This window comes from Streptomyces sp. NPDC023541, from assembly GCF_055559995.1.
The window spans coordinates 679355-693231 of sequence record NZ_JBVHJO010000002.1 but is presented as its reverse complement, the minus strand read 5'-3'; the positions used below and the strand labels follow the sequence as shown (position 1 = coordinate 693231).

The following is a 13877-nucleotide window of genomic DNA, read 5'->3' as shown; positions in this document are numbered from 1 at the left end:
GCATGGCCGACGACCTCTTCACCCTGGGCGACCGGACCTTCTCCTCCCGCCTGATCATGGGCACGGGCGGCGCCCCCAGCCTGGACGTGCTCGAACGCGCCCTCGTCGCGTCCGGCACCGAACTCACCACCGTGGCCATGCGCCGCCTGGACCCCACCGTGCAGGGCTCGGTCCTCTCCGTCCTCACCAAGCTCGGCATCTCCGTCCTGCCGAACACGGCAGGCTGCTTCACCGCGGGCGAGGCCGTCCTGACGGCCCGGCTCGCGCGGGAGGCCCTCGGCACCGACTGGATCAAGCTGGAGGTGGTCGCGGACGAGCGGACCCTCCTGCCCGACGGCGTCGAACTGCTGGACGCCGCCGAGACCCTGGTGGACGAGGGCTTCACCGTCCTGCCGTACACCAACGACGACCCGGTGCTCGCGCGCAAGCTGGAGGACGTGGGCTGCGCGGCGATCATGCCGCTCGGCTCCCCCATCGGGTCGGGCATGGGCATCCGCAACCCGCACAACTTCGAGCTGATCACGGAGCGGGCCCAGGTCCCGGTGATCCTGGACGCCGGCGCGGGCACCGCCTCCGACGCCGCCCTGGCGATGGAACTGGGCTGCGCGGCGGTGATGTTGGCCTCGGCGGTCACCCGCGCACAGGAGCCGGTCCTCATGGCGTCCGCCATGCGGGACGCCGTCTCGGCGGGCCGCCTCGCCCACCGGGCGGGCCGCATCCCACAACGCCGCTTCGCCGAAGCCTCGTCCCCCACGGAGGGCCGCGCGACCCTGGACCCGGAACGCCCGGCGTTCTGAGACGCGGGCGGCCGAGCACGGCGCAGGACGGGGACTTCGCCGGGGACGGGAGCCGCCCGGTCGGAGGCTGAAGGCCCCCGCGCCTCCCGCTCCCCCGCGAAGCCCGCCCCTCCCCCTCCCGCCCCCGATCGGCCTGGTCACCGCCCCGCGCGCGGGTGGCCGACCGCCGAGCCGGATCGGGGATGCCGAGGGCGCGGCGAGGGGGGCGGGGGCCTGTTCCGGCGCCTGCTCACGTCACAGCTGCGCTGCAAGGCGACCCGCCCCCGACGGGGTCCCGGCGCCGGCTCGTAGAATCGCCGGGTGGATACGACCTTGGAAGACCCCCTCGTCGGGCGTGTGCTCGACGGCCGCTACCGCATCGATGCCCGCATCGCGGCCGGCGGCATGGCCACGGTCTACCGGGCCGTCGACACCCGCCTGGACCGGATCCTCGCCCTGAAGGTGATGCATCCCGCGCTCGCGTCCGACGCCGCCTTCGTGGACCGGTTCATCCGCGAGGCGAAGTCCGTGGCGCGGCTCGCGCACCCCAACGTGGTCGCCGTGTTCGACCAGGGCACGGACGGGCCGTACGTCTATCTGGCGATGGAGTACGTCTCGGGCTGCACCCTGCGCGACGTGCTGCGCGAGCGCGGCGCGCTCCAGCCCCGGGCGGCCCTCGACATCCTCGAACCCGTCCTCGCCGCGCTCGGCGCCGCCCACCGGGCCGGCTTCGTGCACCGTGACATGAAGCCCGAGAACGTCCTGATCGGCGACGACGGCAGGGTCAAGGTCGCCGACTTCGGGCTGGTCCGGTCCGTGGACTCGGTGACCAACACCACCGGCTCGGTCCTCGGCACCGTCTCCTACCTGGCCCCCGAGCAGATCGAGAACGGGATCGCCGACACCCGCGCGGACGTCTACGCCTGCGGTGTCGTCCTCTACGAGATGCTCACCGGCTCCAAGCCCCACCTCGGCGACTCCCCCGCCCAGGTGCTCTACCAGCACCTGCACGAGGACGTCCCGCCGCCGTCCGCCGTGGTGCCCGGGCTGTCCGTCGGTCTCGACGGGCTCGTGGCGTCCGCCACCGCCCGCAACCCCGACCTGCGCCCCTACGACGCCGCCGCGCTGTTCGGCCTCGCCCGCGAGGCCCGCGCCGAGCTCACCGACGCCGAGCTGGACGCCGTACCGCCGCAGGCGCAAGCCGTCGACCGGTCGTCCGCCGAGGACCGCACGGGCGTGATCCCGCGCCCGGTGGCCGCGCAGCCCGTGAACCTCACCTCCCGGCTGGAGTCGCCGCCGCTGGATCCGCCCGCTCCGCCCGGGCGCCGGTCGGCGCCCGCCGCGCGCCCGCGCCGCGGAGTGCTGCTGGTGGTCGTCGGCGTCCTGCTGGCGCTGGGGATCGGTACGGGCGTCTGGTACATCAACTCCGGCCAGTTCACCAAGGTCCCCAACCTGCTCGGCAAGACCGAGGAGCAGGCCCGCGCCCAGCTGTCCGAGGCCGGGCTCGGCGTGAAGGGGGTCGACCGGAAGTTCAGCGACGCCTTCGAGCGCGGGACGGTGATGAACACCGATCCCCCGGGCGGCCGGCGGATCCGCGGCAACGGCGCGGTGACCATCACGATCTCCCGCGGCCCCGAGGTCGTGTCCGTGCCCAACCTGAAGGGCAGGCCCCTGGACGAGGCCAAGGCCGAGCTGACCCGGACCGGGCTGGCTCCCGGGATCATCACGCAGGCCTTCAGCCAGGAGGTCGCCCAGGGCTCGGTGATCAGCACCAACCCGGCGGGCGGCGAGAAGCGGGCGCCCGACACGGCGGTCTCGATCGTCGTCAGCAAGGGCCGGCCGGTGCCGGTGCCGGGCGTGACCGGGCTCCCCTTCGAGCAGGCGAAGGCCACTCTGGAGGGTCTGGGCCTGAAGGTCGTTGCGGCTCCCGAGCAGGTCAACGCGCCGTCGGATCCCGGTACGGTCGCCAACCAGTCGATCGGCGCCGGCACCCAGGCCGCGGCCGGGGACACGGTCACGCTGACGGTGTCCAAGGGCCCGCGCCAGCTGCCGGTCCCGAACGTGGTCGGCCAGGACGTGGACGCGGCCCGCAGGACCCTGGAGAGCGCGGGCTTCAAGGTGAAGGTGGATCGGCCGCTGATCTCCTTCAGCAGGACGGTGGACGCCCAGTCGGTGCTGCCCGGCCAGACCGCCGCCGAGGGCCTCACGATCACGATCACGATCAAGGGGCTGTAAACGCACGTGGTACGCAATCCAGTGGGCGGACACGTCCCCGTCTCGGGCGGTCTCGCCTCGGTCGGGCTGACGTATGCCCGCGAGATGGGCGCCGAGGCCGTCCAGGTCTTCGTCGCCAACCCGCGCGGCTGGGCCACCCCGGTCGGCAGTCCGGCGCAGGACGAGCGGTTCCGCGAGGAGTGCGCGCGGGAGGGGATTCCCGCGTACGTGCACGCCCCGTACCTGATCAACTTCGGCTCGCACACCGGGGCCACCGTGGAGAAGTCGGTGGAGTCCCTGCGCCACTCGCTGCGCCGGGCCCGGCAGATCGGCGCGCTCGGGGTGGTCGTCCACACCGGGTCGGCGACCGGCGGTCGTCCACGGGAAGCGGCGTACGCGCAGGTCGAGGAGCACATGCTGCCGCTGCTGGACGAGCTGACGCATGACGACGACCCGTTCCTGCTGCTGGAGTCGACGGCCGGGCAGGGTTCCTCGCTGTGCTCGCGCACCTGGGACTTCGGCCCGTACTTCGATGCGCTGGACCACCATCCGAAGCTGGGGATCTGCCTGGACACCTGCCACATCTTCGCGGCCGGTCACGACCTGGCGGAGCCGGGCGGGACGAAGGTGATGCTGGACCTGCTGGTGGACACCGTGGGCGAGGGCCGGCTGAAGCTGGTCCACGCGAACGACTCCAAGGAGGGTGTCGGCGCGCACAAGGACCGGCACGCGAACGTCGGCCGGGGCCACATCGGCCGGGACGCCTTCGCCGAGCTGTTCACGCACCCGGCGATGGACGGCGTGCCGCTGATCATCGAGACGCCCGGCGGCAAGGAAGGGCATGCGGCGGACGTGGCGCTGCTGAAGGAGCTGCGCGGCCCGCAGTGATCCACTGATTCTTGAGGAACAGGTCAGCCCCACCCGGCGCCGGATCCTCGCCTCGGCGCGGCCTGCGTACGGCCGTCCGGGTGGCCCTGGCCGATGGCGCTCCGGCCGGGGGCCCGCAGGACACCCCTTAGATCTCGGGGCCGTCCCCCGGCTCCTCCTGGTAGGAGTAGCGCTGCTCGCGCCAGGGGTCGCCGATGTTGTGGTAGCCGCGCTCCTCCCAGAAGCCGCGGCGGTCGGCGGTCATGTACTCGATGCCGCGGACCCACTTGGGGCCCTTCCACGCGTAGAGGTGCGGGACCACCAGCCGGACCGGGAAACCGTGCTCGGCGGTGAGCAGTTCGCCGCCCTCGTGGGTGGCGAAGACGGTCCGGTCGGAGGCGAAGTCGGCCAGCCGCAGGTTGGAGCTGAAGCCGTATTCGGCCCACACCATCACGTGCGTGACCTGCGGCGCGGGCGGGGCCAGGGCGAGCACGTCGCGGGCGAGCACACCGCCCCATTCGGCGCCCTGCATGCTGAACTTCGTGACGCAGTGCAGGTCCGCCACGACGGTCGCGAACGGCAGGGCCGTGAACTCCTCGTGGTTCCAGCAGTGCTTGTCGCCGTCGGCGGTCGCGCCGAAGACGCGGAACTCCCAGCGGTCCGGCTTGAACTTGGGCACGGGACCGTAGTGGGTGACGGGCCAGCCCTTCTGCAGCCGCTGCCCCGGTGGAAGCTCCAGCTGCTCTGCTCCCGGAGATTCCCGGCTTTCCGGCTGACCCATGACTCCATGGTGACAGACTGGGCAGGGTGGTCATGACCAGGTCTGGGCCGATTCGGGCAAGTCGCGGTAACTCCCACTAAGGAGGCACTTACTGGACGGCCCTCAGTGGCGGTGCAAGGATGCGCGCAACTGCCCCGTCACATAGCTGACATTGCCTGGAAGGAGCCTCTGCGATGCAGGGCGACCCCGAGGTCCTTGAGTTTCTGAACGAGCAGCTGACCGGCGAGCTGACGGCCATCAACCAGTACTGGCTGCACTACCGCATCCAGGACAACAAGGGCTGGACCAAGCTCGCCAAGTACACGCGTGAAGAGTCCATCGATGAGATGAAGCACGCGGACAAGATCACCGAGCGCATCCTGATGCTCGACGGCCTGCCGAACTACCAGCGTCTCTTCCACGTGCGCGTCGGGCAGACGATCACCGAGATGTTCCAGGCGGACCGCCAGGTCGAGGTCGAGGCCATCGACCGGCTCAAGCGCGGCATCGAGGTCATGCGCGGCAAGGGCGACATCACGTCGGCCCGTCTTTTCGAGGAGATCCTGGAGGACGAGGAGCACCACATCGACTACCTCGACACCCAGCTGGAGCTCATCGAGTCCCTGGGCGAGGCGCTCTACATCGCGCAGCTCATCGAGCAGCCGAGCTGACCTTCCGGCGGGCCGATCCAAGGTCGCCGAGCCTGCTCCAGCCCGCTCCGGCCCGGCTTCTAGGCCGCTTCCGCCAGCGCGGGCGAACGTACCGCCTCCGTGTCGGCGGCGAGCACGGACACCGCGTCGCCCTTCTCCAGCAGCTCCCTGCGCGGGCAGGCCCCGCGGCCGAGAATGCCCTGGATGGTGCGTACGCAGGAACCGCAGTCGGTGCCGGCCTTGGTGGCCGAGGCGATCTGGCGGGGCGTGCAGGCCCCGGCAGCCGCGTGTTCCTTGACCTGCTTGTCGGTGATCCCGAAGCAAGAGCAGACGTACACGCGGTTCACCTCCTGGCGCTGACTGGTGCGGCGAGCCATCCCCTATTCGGTGAGGCTTACCTAACCGTACCCAAAGTTAGGGTGGCCTAAAAGCCCCGGCTACGACAGTGGGGCGCGGATCACATCGATCCGCGCCCCACAGTCGTAGGAACGCACCTACTGATCCCGACGACTAGTCGCGGTAGAGCTCCGCGACCAGGAACGCCAGGTCCAGCGACTGGCTGCGGTTGAGCCGAGGGTCGCAGGCCGTCTCGTAGCGCTGGTGCAGGTCGTCGACGAAGATCTCGTCGCCGCCGCCCACGCACTCGGTGACGTCGTCACCGGTGAGCTCGACGTGGATGCCGCCCGGGTGGGTGCCGAGGCCCTTGTGGACCTCGAAGAAGCCCTTGACCTCGTCGAGCACGTCGTCGAAACGGCGCGTCTTGTGGCCCGAGGCCGCCTCGAAGGTGTTGCCGTGCATCGGGTCGGTCACCCAGCCGACGATCGCACCGGAGGCGGTGACCTTCTCGACCAGCTCGGGGAGCTTGTCGCGGACCTTGTCGGCGCCCATGCGGACGACGAAGGTCAGCCGGCCCGGCTCGCGCTCGGGGTCCAGGCGGTCGATGTACGTCAGCGCCTCGTCCACCGTGGTGGTGGGGCCGAGCTTGATGCCGATCGGGTTGGCGATCTGCGAGCAGAACTCGATGTGCGCGTGGTCCAGCTGGCGGGTGCGCTCACCGATCCACACCATGTGGCCGGAGGTGTCGTACAGCTTGCCGGTGCGCGAGTCGGTGCGCGTCAGCGCGCCCTCGTAGTCGAGCAGCAGCGCCTCGTGGGAGGCGTAGAACTCGACGGCCTTGAATTCGGCCGGGTCGGTGCCACAGGCCTTCATGAAGCTCAGCGCGTTGTCGATCTCCCGCGCCAGCTGCTCGTACCGCTGACCGGACGGGGAGGACTTCACGAAGTCCTGGTTCCAGGCGTGCACCTGGCGCAGGTCGGCGTAACCACCGGTGGTGAAGGCGCGCACCAGGTTGAGCGTGGAGGCGGAGGCGTTGTACATGCGCTTCAGCCGCTCGGGGTCCGGGACGCGGGCCTCTTCGGTGAAGGCGAAGCCGTTGACCGAGTCGCCGCGGTAGGTAGGCAGGGTGACGCCGTCGCGGGTCTCGGTGTCCTTGGAGCGCGGCTTGGAGTACTGGCCCGCGATGCGGCCGACCTTGACGACCGGCACGGAGGCCGCGTACGTCAGTACGGCACTCATCTGGAGCAGCGTCTTCAGCTTGGCTCGGATGTGGTCGGCGGAGACGCCGTCGAAGGCCTCGGCACAGTCGCCGCCCTGAAGCAGGAACGCCTCGCCCTTGGCGACGGCTCCCAGACGGGCGCGCAGCTGGTCGCACTCGCCCGCGAAAACGAGCGGAGGATACGACTCGAGGTCCGCGACGACAGCGCGCAGAGCCTCGGCATCGGGGTACGAAGGCTGCTGCGCCGCGGGAAGGTCTCGCCAGGTCGCCTTGGCGGCGGGGGCTTGGGTTTCAGCGTTCACGGTCACCTCGTACACATTACGGCGTTACGCGGGGCATCTTGCCCCCCGCCCACAACGTGAGACGGATTTCTCGAAGGCGGTGGACGCCCGGCGGAACGGAATCCATGGTTCGGCGTGCGGCCGGGGTCGGAACCGGCGCGAGGGGCGTCTTCTCGGTCGGCGGGCGTGATCGGCAAGACACCCGCTGGGCGGACGGTCTGGGCTATGGTTCACCGCATGTACGCGCACACGAACCAGAACTGGTGGTGGCCCGCTCCCGGCGGCCCACTTCCTGCGCGTACCTAGAGACACGCACGACGCGAAGGCCGCCCCGAGGGGCGGCCTTCCGCGTTCGGCGACCTCGGCGCCGGCAGCGAGAGCCGCTCCTCCCCTCCGGAAGGACGCTCCGCCCATGGAACCCAGCCGCCAGAACCGCCAGGACTGCCGCGACCGACGGCACCCGCTGAGCCGGCTGCTCGACGACTCCTGCCCGCCGTTCGCCCTGCTGCGCCGGCGCACCCCCGGCCGCGACCACGACACCGTCGAGGTGCTCCTCGGCCCGGTCCACGAGGCCGGGCGCCTGGCCGACCTGCCCGTCGGCCCGCTGCCGACCCTGGCGCTCGTGCCCTTCCGGCAGATCCGGGAGCGCGGGTTCGACGTACGCGACGACGGCACGCCGCTGAGCGCGCTCGTCGCCGAGGAGGTGTACGAGATCCCGCTCGCCCAAGCCCTCGCGGAGCTGCCCGCGCACGCGGTGCGGGTGGAGGACGGCGGCTTCGACGTCTGCGACGAGGCGTACGCGGACACCGTGGATCGGGTGATCCGCGACGAGATCGGCCGGGGCGAGGGCGCGAACTTCGTCATCCGGCGCACCTTCGAGGGCCGGATCGGCGGGTTCGGCCGGGCGGACGCGCTCGCGCTGTTCCGGCGGCTGCTGGCGGGCGAGCGGGGCGCGTACTGGACCTACGTCGTCCACACCGGCGAGCGCACGCTGGTCGGCGCCAGTCCCGAGGTCCACGTCCGGATGTCCGCAGGCACGGTCGTGATGAACCCGATCAGCGGGACGTACCGCCCTCCCGCCACGGGACCCACCGTCGAGTCGCTCCTGGCCTTCCTCGGAGACCGCAAGGAGACCGAGGAGCTGTCGATGGTGGTCGACGAGGAACTGAAGATGATGTGCACGGTCGGGGACCGGGGCGGGGTGGTCGTCGGACCGCGGCTCAAGGAGATGTCCCACCTCGCGCACACCGAGTACGAGCTGCGCGGACGCTCCTCGCTCGACGTGCGGGAGGTGCTGCGGGAGACGATGTTCGCGGCGACGGTGACGGGCTCGCCGGTGCAGAACGCCTGCCGGGTGATCGAACGGTACGAGGCGGGCGGGCGCGGCTACTACGCGGGCGCGCTGGCCCTGCTGGGCCTGGACGCGGCCGGGACGCAGACCCTCGACTCCCCCATCCTGATCCGGACCGCGGACATCGCGGCGGACGGGACCCTGCGGGTGCCGGTGGGGGCCACGCTGGTGCGGCACTCCGATCCGGCGGGCGAGGTGGCGGAGACGCACGCGAAGGCGGCGGGGGTGCTGGCGGCGCTCGGCGTCCGCCCGTCGGCGCCGCGGCCGGCCGCCGAGGGGGCGCGCCTGGCCGAGGACCCGCGGGTGCGGGCGGCCCTGGCCGCCCGGCGGGCCGACCTGGCGCCCTTCTGGCTGCGGATGCAGGAGCGGCCGGCCGCGCCGACGGGCCGTGCGCTGGTGGTGGACGGGGAGGACACCTTCACGGCGATGCTGGCCCACCTCCTGCGGGTGGCCGGGCTGGAGGTGACCGTACGGCGCTTCGACGAGCCGGGGCTGCGGGAGGCGGCCCTGGCCTGGGAGGGCCCGATCGTGCTGGGCCCCGGCCCGGGCAACCCGGCGGACGGCGCCGACCCGAAGATGCGGATGCTGCGCGGGCTGACGGCGCAGCTGCTGGCCGGGCACCGGCACGGCCTGCTCGGGGTCTGCCTCGGGCACGAGCTGCTCGCCTCCGAGCTGGGCCTGCCGCTGGTGCGCAAGGCGGAGCCGGCGCAGGGCGCGCAGACCCGGATCGGGCTGTTCGGGGCCGAGGAGGTGGTCGGCTTCTACAACACGTACACCGCGCACTGTGACGCCGCCGGCGCGGCGCGGCTGGCGCAGGCCGGTGTGGAGGTGTCCCGCGACCCGGTGACCGGGGAGGTCCACGCGTTCCGTTCGGTCGGCGGCGGCTTCGCGGGGGTGCAGTTCCACCCGGAGTCGGTCCTCACCCTGCGCGGCGCCGAGCTGCTGCGCGAGCTGCTCACCGCGGTCCGCGCTCCGGCCCCGGCGTAGTTCCCGCGCCCGCGGGGTGTCCGGGCCGGAACCGGCGTACCAACTGGCAGGTCAGGACCAGGCCGAGCACCACCATCCCGTACAGGGACGCCGTGAGGTCGCCGGCGGCCAGCGCCACCGACACCGGTGCGCCGACCGCGGGGTCGGCGAACGTCAGCCACGCGTCCACCCGCTCTCCCGGTCCGGCCCGGAGAGCGGGCCGCAGGGCCCGGACGGCGTACACGAGCTGTACTGCGGCCACGGCGAGCAGGAGCCATCGGCCCACGGAAGGTATGTCCACGCGGCCGAACCTATCGGCCGGCCCGCGCATCCCGTACGGCCGTCCGGTGAAGCACGGGTGAACTCGCGGGGCCGCGGTCGGCTCCGGCGGGGCATCGGCCGCTCGTCCGCCTGCACGCCGAATGCCGAGATCTCCACGTTGGCTCCCGTACGCCGGACCATGGGCCGTTGGTCGCGATACGACCCATGGTGTGCCAACGCCCGGCGGCTCAGCCGAAGAAGACGCCGACCTCCTGGTAGAGGGCGGGGTCGACCGTCTTCAGCTTCGCCGTCGCGTCCGCGATCGGTACCCGGACGATGTCCGTGCCCTTGAGCGCGACCATCTTCCCGAAGTCCCCTTCGTGGACCGCGTCGATCGCGTGCAGCCCGAAGCGGGTGGCCAGCCAGCGGTCGAAGGCGCTGGGGGTGCCGCCGCGCTGGATGTGCCCGAGCACCGTCGTGCGGGCTTCCTTGCCGGTGCGCTCCTCGATCTCCTTGGCCAGCCATTCGCCCACGCCCGAGAGCCGGACGTGCCCGAAGGAGTCCTTGGTGCCGTCCTTGAGCACCATGTCGCCGTCCTTGGGCATGGCGCCTTCGGCGACCACGACGATCGGCGCGTAGCTCGCCTTGAAGCGGGAGGTCACCCAGGCGCACACCTGGTCCACGTCGAAGCGCTGCTCCGGGATGAGGATGACGTTGGCCCCGCCGGCGAGCCCGGAGTGCAGCGCGATCCAGCCGGCGTGCCGGCCCATGACCTCGACGACGAGGACCCGCATGTGCGATTCGGCCGTGGTGTGCAGGCGGTCGATGGCCTCGGTCGCGATGCCGACGGCGGTGTCGAAGCCGAAGGTGTAGTCGGTGGCTGACAGGTCGTTGTCGATGGTCTTCGGCACGCCCACGCAGGGGATGCCGTACTCGTCGTAGAGGCGCGCGGCGACCCCGAGGGTGTCCTCGCCGCCGATCGCGACGAGGGCGTCCACCTCGTACTTGGCCAGGTTCTCCTTGATGTCGCGCACCCCGTTCTCCGTCTTGAACGGGTTGGTGCGCGAGGAGCCGAGGATGGTGCCGCCGCGGGGCAGGATGCCGCGGACGGCGGGGATGTCGAGGGGGACCGTGCACCCCTCGACCGCGCCCCGCCAGCCGTCCTTGAACCCGACGAACTCGCAGCCGTACTCCTGGTGGCCCTTGCGGACGACGGCCCTGATCACCGCGTTGAGTCCGGGGCAGTCGCCGCCACCGGTCAGTACTCCGACCTTCATTGCATCTCCCTTCGCCATGACGGCCACGCTAGTGGTGACGCAGGTCACAGCAAGGGCTTGCGAAGCGGCAATTCAGGTGGAATCACGGGGCGTTGCGTACGCCCGTTCACTCGTACGAGGACGTAAGTACGATCGGCGCGCGCACGGGCGGCGCTCACGCGTCGTCGAGGCCCGCCTCTATGGCGTAGCGGACGAGCTCCACCCGGTTGTGCAACTGCAGCTTGCCCAGGGTGTTCTGGACGTGGTTCTGCACGGTGCGGTGCGAGATGACCAGCCGCTCCGCGATCTGCTTGTACGAGAGCCCCTTCGCCACCAGGCGCAGCACCTCGGTCTCGCGGTCGGTCAGCTGAGGCGCCTTCGGCTCGTCGGAGGCGGTCGGCACCGGGTCGGTGGCCAGCCGCCGGTACTCGCCGAGCACCAGCCCGGCCAGGCCCGGGGTGAAGACCGGGTCACCGACGGCGGTGCGGCGTACGGCGTCGATCAGCTCTTCGGCGCCGGCGGACTTCAGCAGGTAGCCGGTCGCGCCGGACTTCACCGCCTCCAGGACGTCGGCGTGCTCACCGCTGGCGGACAGGACCAGGACCCGCAGCGCCGGGTTGGCGCCGACCAGCTCCTTGCAGACCTGTACGCCCGGCATGCCGGGCAGGTTGAGGTCGAGGACCAGCACGTCGGGGTTGACGGCGCGGGCCCGGCGCACCGCCTCGGGGCCGTCGCCGGCGGTGGCCACCACGTCGAGGCCGGCGGCGGCCAGGTCGCGGGCCACCGCGTCGCGCCACATGGGGTGGTCGTCGACGACCATCACCCTCGTCTCGCGGTGCTCCTGCGACTGCTGCGGGTTGTTCACGTCGGTGTGCTCGCTCACTTCTTGTCCGTCCTGCCCCTGGGTACCTTCAGTTCCACTTCGGTGCCCTGCCCGGGGACGGACACCAGATCGGCGCTGCCGCCGAGGTCGCGCAGCCGCCCTCGGATGGACAGCGCCACGCCCATACGGCCCTCGCCCTCGGCCTGGTCGAGGCGGCCCGCCGGGATACCGGGGCCGTCGTCGCGAACGGTGACGATCACCTCGTCGCCCCAGTCCTCGACCAGGATCCAGGCCCTGGCGCCCTCCCCGGCGTGCCTGCGCACGTTGTCGAGGGCCGCGCCGACGGCGGCCGCCAGCTCCTTCGCGGCGGGCACGGGCAGCGGTACCGGGGTGCCCGGCTCGGCGAAGCTCACCCGGGACCCGGCGTGCGGGGCGAGGAGCGAGCGCAGGTCCAGCTCCCCCTCGTCCGCGCCGGGCTCGTCGTCGTCGTACGTGTCCACCAGCGCGCCCCGTGACTCGTCGCGGCAGACCCGGGAGGGCTGCACCAGTCCGCTGGAGACCAGCGTGCGCAGCGCCACCTCCTGCTCCCCGGCCATCCTGCCCAGTTCCTCGGCCTCGCCGCCCAGTTCGGCGCCGCGGCGCTGGACCATGGCGAGGACCTGGAGGACGCCGTCGTGGATGTCGCGGGCGAGGCGCTCGCGTTCGCGGGTGGCGGCCTCGATCTCCAGGGCGCGGGCGAGGGTGTTCTCACTGGCCCGGGCGACCTCGACGACGTAGCCGATGGCCACGGAGGCGACCCAGACGAGCAGGACGTTGTGCAGGGTGTCCCCGGTGGGCTGGCCGCCGTGGATCACCATGTTGGCCATGGCCACGAAGGTGGAGGCGAAGCAGGCCCAGCGCCAGCCGCCCTTGATGGCGAAGCCGAGGACGGCGCCGGCCGTCCAGATGGTGGGGAGGGTGGGGCCGCCGGCGACGATCCGCTCCTGGGTGTCGACGATCGGCGTGAGCAGGACGCCGACGATCGCCACGGTCAGGTCGGCGACGAGAAAGCCCTTGGTGCAGCTGGCGGCGTTCGAGACCTTGCGGAAGGTGGCGAGGGTCCACACGGCGAGGACGGCGAGGTAGCCGGCCGCGGGCCAGGGGTGCGGGAACTGCTTGTACGCCGAGGCGAACAGCAGCACCGCGTAGACCATGGTCAGCAACCGGTACGCGGTCAGGGCACGCCAGAGCGGCTGCTCGACCGACATGCGTACGACGCGTTCGCGTTTCGCCATCTCCCCCACCCCCTGACGGGCGGTACCGCCCGCCGCTACTCGCTCTTGTCGGCCTTGTCGGCCCTGTCCGCCTTGGCCGCCTTCTCGGCCGCCTTCTCGGCGTCCTTGGCGGCCTTCTCGGCGTCGGCGATCTGGCGCTTGGCCGCCGTCGCGTAGATGTCGACGTACTCCTGGCCGGAGAGCTTCATGATCTCGTACATGACCTCGTCGGTCACCGAGCGGAGGATGAAGCGGTCGTTGTCCATGCCGTGGTACCGGCTGAAGTCCAGCGGCTTGCCGATGCGGATGCCCGGGCGCATGAGCTTGGGGATGACCTTGCCGGGCGGCTGGATCTTCTCCGTGTTGATCATCGCGACGGGGATCACGGGGGCTCCGGTGGCCAGCGCCACCCGGGCCAGGCCACCCGGCTTGCCGCGGTAGAGGCGGCCGTCGGGTGAACGCGTGCCCTCGGGGTAAATACCGAACAGCTCACCGCGTTCGATGACCTCGATGCCGCTCCTGATGGCCGCCTCGCCGGCCCCGCGGGCGCCGGAGCGGTCCACCGGGAGCTGGCCGACGCCCTTGAAGAACGCGGCGGTCAGCCTGCCCTTGACGCCCGGGGAGGTGAAGTACTCCGCCTTGGCGATGAAGGTGACCTTGCGGTCCAGCACGGCCGGGAGGAAGAGGGAGTCGGAGAAGGACAGGTGGTTGCTCGCGAGGATCGCCGGCCCCTCGGCGGGAACGTTCTCGATGCCCTCCACCCACGGCCTGAAAGCGAGTTTCAGTGAACCGCCGATGGAGAACTTCATTGCGCCGTAGATCAACTCGAAAGCCTTCCTGTGTCTGTCGAACAGACCTTATCCC

General features: G+C 71.5%; 13 protein-coding genes. 5 read left to right on the top strand and 8 right to left on the bottom strand.

From position 1 onward, the window contains the following. Window positions 1-2: 2 nt before the first annotated feature. The 3 genes from ACZ3X1_RS07190 to ACZ3X1_RS07180 all read left to right on the top strand — a co-directional run bounded on the left by ACZ3X1_RS07190 (window position 3) and on the right by ACZ3X1_RS07180 (window position 3878). Window positions 3-797 (top strand): thiazole synthase, encoded by a 795-nt coding sequence (locus ACZ3X1_RS07190; protein ID WP_356813071.1) that lies wholly within the window; start codon window positions 3-5, stop codon window positions 795-797. A gap of 300 nt (window positions 798-1097) precedes the next feature. Further along, window positions 1098-3011, top strand: a complete 1914-nt coding sequence (gene pknB, locus ACZ3X1_RS07185; protein WP_356813070.1) for a Stk1 family PASTA domain-containing Ser/Thr kinase — start codon at window positions 1098-1100, stop codon at window positions 3009-3011. A gap of 6 nt (window positions 3012-3017) precedes the next feature. After that, entirely contained in the window at window positions 3018-3878 is an 861-nt protein-coding gene (locus tag ACZ3X1_RS07180) for a deoxyribonuclease IV (protein ID WP_467277426.1), read from the top strand. A gap of 127 nt (window positions 3879-4005) precedes the next feature. Here ACZ3X1_RS07180 and ACZ3X1_RS07175 read toward each other — a convergent pair whose 3' ends face one another. Next, complete coding sequence (locus ACZ3X1_RS07175) at window positions 4006-4638, bottom strand: sulfite oxidase-like oxidoreductase (RefSeq protein WP_362631192.1); 633 nt, start codon at window positions 4636-4638, stop codon at window positions 4006-4008. Between the two features lie 173 nt (window positions 4639-4811). On the opposite strand from ACZ3X1_RS07175, the gene bfr reads away from it, so the two are divergent. Beyond that, a complete protein-coding gene (gene bfr / locus ACZ3X1_RS07170) occupies window positions 4812-5288 on the top strand; it encodes a bacterioferritin (RefSeq protein ID WP_030037303.1) in 477 nt (158 codons plus the stop codon). Between the two features lie 59 nt (window positions 5289-5347). Here the strand turns inward: bfr and ACZ3X1_RS07165 are convergent, their stop codons facing one another. Beyond that, complete coding sequence (locus ACZ3X1_RS07165; RefSeq protein ID WP_362631194.1) at window positions 5348-5644, bottom strand: (2Fe-2S)-binding protein; 297 nt, start codon at window positions 5642-5644, stop codon at window positions 5348-5350. 133 nt (window positions 5645-5777) lie between these two features. After that, a complete protein-coding gene (locus tag ACZ3X1_RS07160) occupies window positions 5778-7139 on the bottom strand; it encodes a class II 3-deoxy-7-phosphoheptulonate synthase (RefSeq protein ID WP_372449405.1) in 1362 nt (453 codons plus the stop codon). Window positions 7140-7515: 376 nt separating this feature from the next. On the opposite strand from ACZ3X1_RS07160, the gene ACZ3X1_RS07155 reads away from it, so the two are divergent. Beyond that, on the top strand, window positions 7516-9441 hold the full coding sequence (locus tag ACZ3X1_RS07155) for an anthranilate synthase family protein (RefSeq protein WP_467277421.1): 1926 nt from the start codon (window positions 7516-7518) through the stop codon (window positions 9439-9441). Here the strand turns inward: ACZ3X1_RS07155 and ACZ3X1_RS07150 are convergent. From ACZ3X1_RS07150 to ACZ3X1_RS07130, 5 genes are all read right to left on the bottom strand, one after another. Then, the gene (locus ACZ3X1_RS07150) at window positions 9410-9721 is read right to left on the bottom strand and encodes a hypothetical protein (protein ID WP_390074933.1); all 312 of its coding nucleotides are present in this window, start codon (window positions 9719-9721) and stop codon (window positions 9410-9412) included. The two genes, ACZ3X1_RS07155 and ACZ3X1_RS07150, sit on opposite strands and share 32 nt — an antisense overlap. A gap of 208 nt (window positions 9722-9929) precedes the next feature. After that, window positions 9930-10958 carry a 6-phosphofructokinase gene (locus ACZ3X1_RS07145; RefSeq protein ID WP_467277620.1) on the bottom strand — a complete coding sequence of 343 codons (1029 nt, stop codon included), beginning with the start codon at window positions 10956-10958 and terminating at the stop codon, window positions 9930-9932. A 154-nt stretch (window positions 10959-11112) separates the two neighbouring features. Further along, window positions 11113-11757 (bottom strand): response regulator transcription factor, encoded by a 645-nt coding sequence (locus tag ACZ3X1_RS07140; RefSeq protein ID WP_356813094.1) that lies wholly within the window; start codon window positions 11755-11757, stop codon window positions 11113-11115. A gap of 59 nt (window positions 11758-11816) precedes the next feature. Beyond that, the gene (gene macS / locus ACZ3X1_RS07135; protein ID WP_467277419.1) at window positions 11817-13034 is read right to left on the bottom strand and encodes a MacS family sensor histidine kinase; all 1218 of its coding nucleotides are present in this window, start codon (window positions 13032-13034) and stop codon (window positions 11817-11819) included. Window positions 13035-13069: 35 nt separating this feature from the next. Next, window positions 13070-13822 (bottom strand): lysophospholipid acyltransferase family protein, encoded by a 753-nt coding sequence (locus tag ACZ3X1_RS07130; protein WP_356813093.1) that lies wholly within the window; start codon window positions 13820-13822, stop codon window positions 13070-13072. Between the last annotated feature and the right edge of the window lie 55 nt (window positions 13823-13877).

What these genes read in the sequence shown, in the direction of transcription:
- ACZ3X1_RS07190 (WP_356813071.1), top strand. Translation starts at nt 3, where the DNA reads ATGGCCGACGACCTCTTCACCCTGGGCGACCGGACCTTCTCCTCCCGC.
- ACZ3X1_RS07175 (WP_362631192.1), bottom strand. Translation starts at nt 4,638, where the DNA reads ATGGGTCAGCCGGAAAGCCGGGAATCTCCGGGAGCAGAGCAGCTGGAG.
- bfr (WP_030037303.1), top strand. Translation starts at nt 4,812, where the DNA reads ATGCAGGGCGACCCCGAGGTCCTTGAGTTTCTGAACGAGCAGCTGACC.
- ACZ3X1_RS07165 (WP_362631194.1), bottom strand. Translation starts at nt 5,644, where the DNA reads ATGGCTCGCCGCACCAGTCAGCGCCAGGAGGTGAACCGCGTGTACGTC.
- ACZ3X1_RS07155 (WP_467277421.1), top strand. Translation starts at nt 7,516, where the DNA reads ATGGAACCCAGCCGCCAGAACCGCCAGGACTGCCGCGACCGACGGCAC.
- ACZ3X1_RS07145 (WP_467277620.1), bottom strand. Translation starts at nt 10,958, where the DNA reads ATGAAGGTCGGAGTACTGACCGGTGGCGGCGACTGCCCCGGACTCAAC.
- ACZ3X1_RS07140 (WP_356813094.1), bottom strand. Translation starts at nt 11,757, where the DNA reads ATGGTCGTCGACGACCACCCCATGTGGCGCGACGCGGTGGCCCGCGAC.
- macS (WP_467277419.1), bottom strand. Translation starts at nt 13,034, where the DNA reads ATGGCGAAACGCGAACGCGTCGTACGCATGTCGGTCGAGCAGCCGCTC.
- ACZ3X1_RS07130 (WP_356813093.1), bottom strand. Translation starts at nt 13,822, where the DNA reads ATGAAGTTCTCCATCGGCGGTTCACTGAAACTCGCTTTCAGGCCGTGG.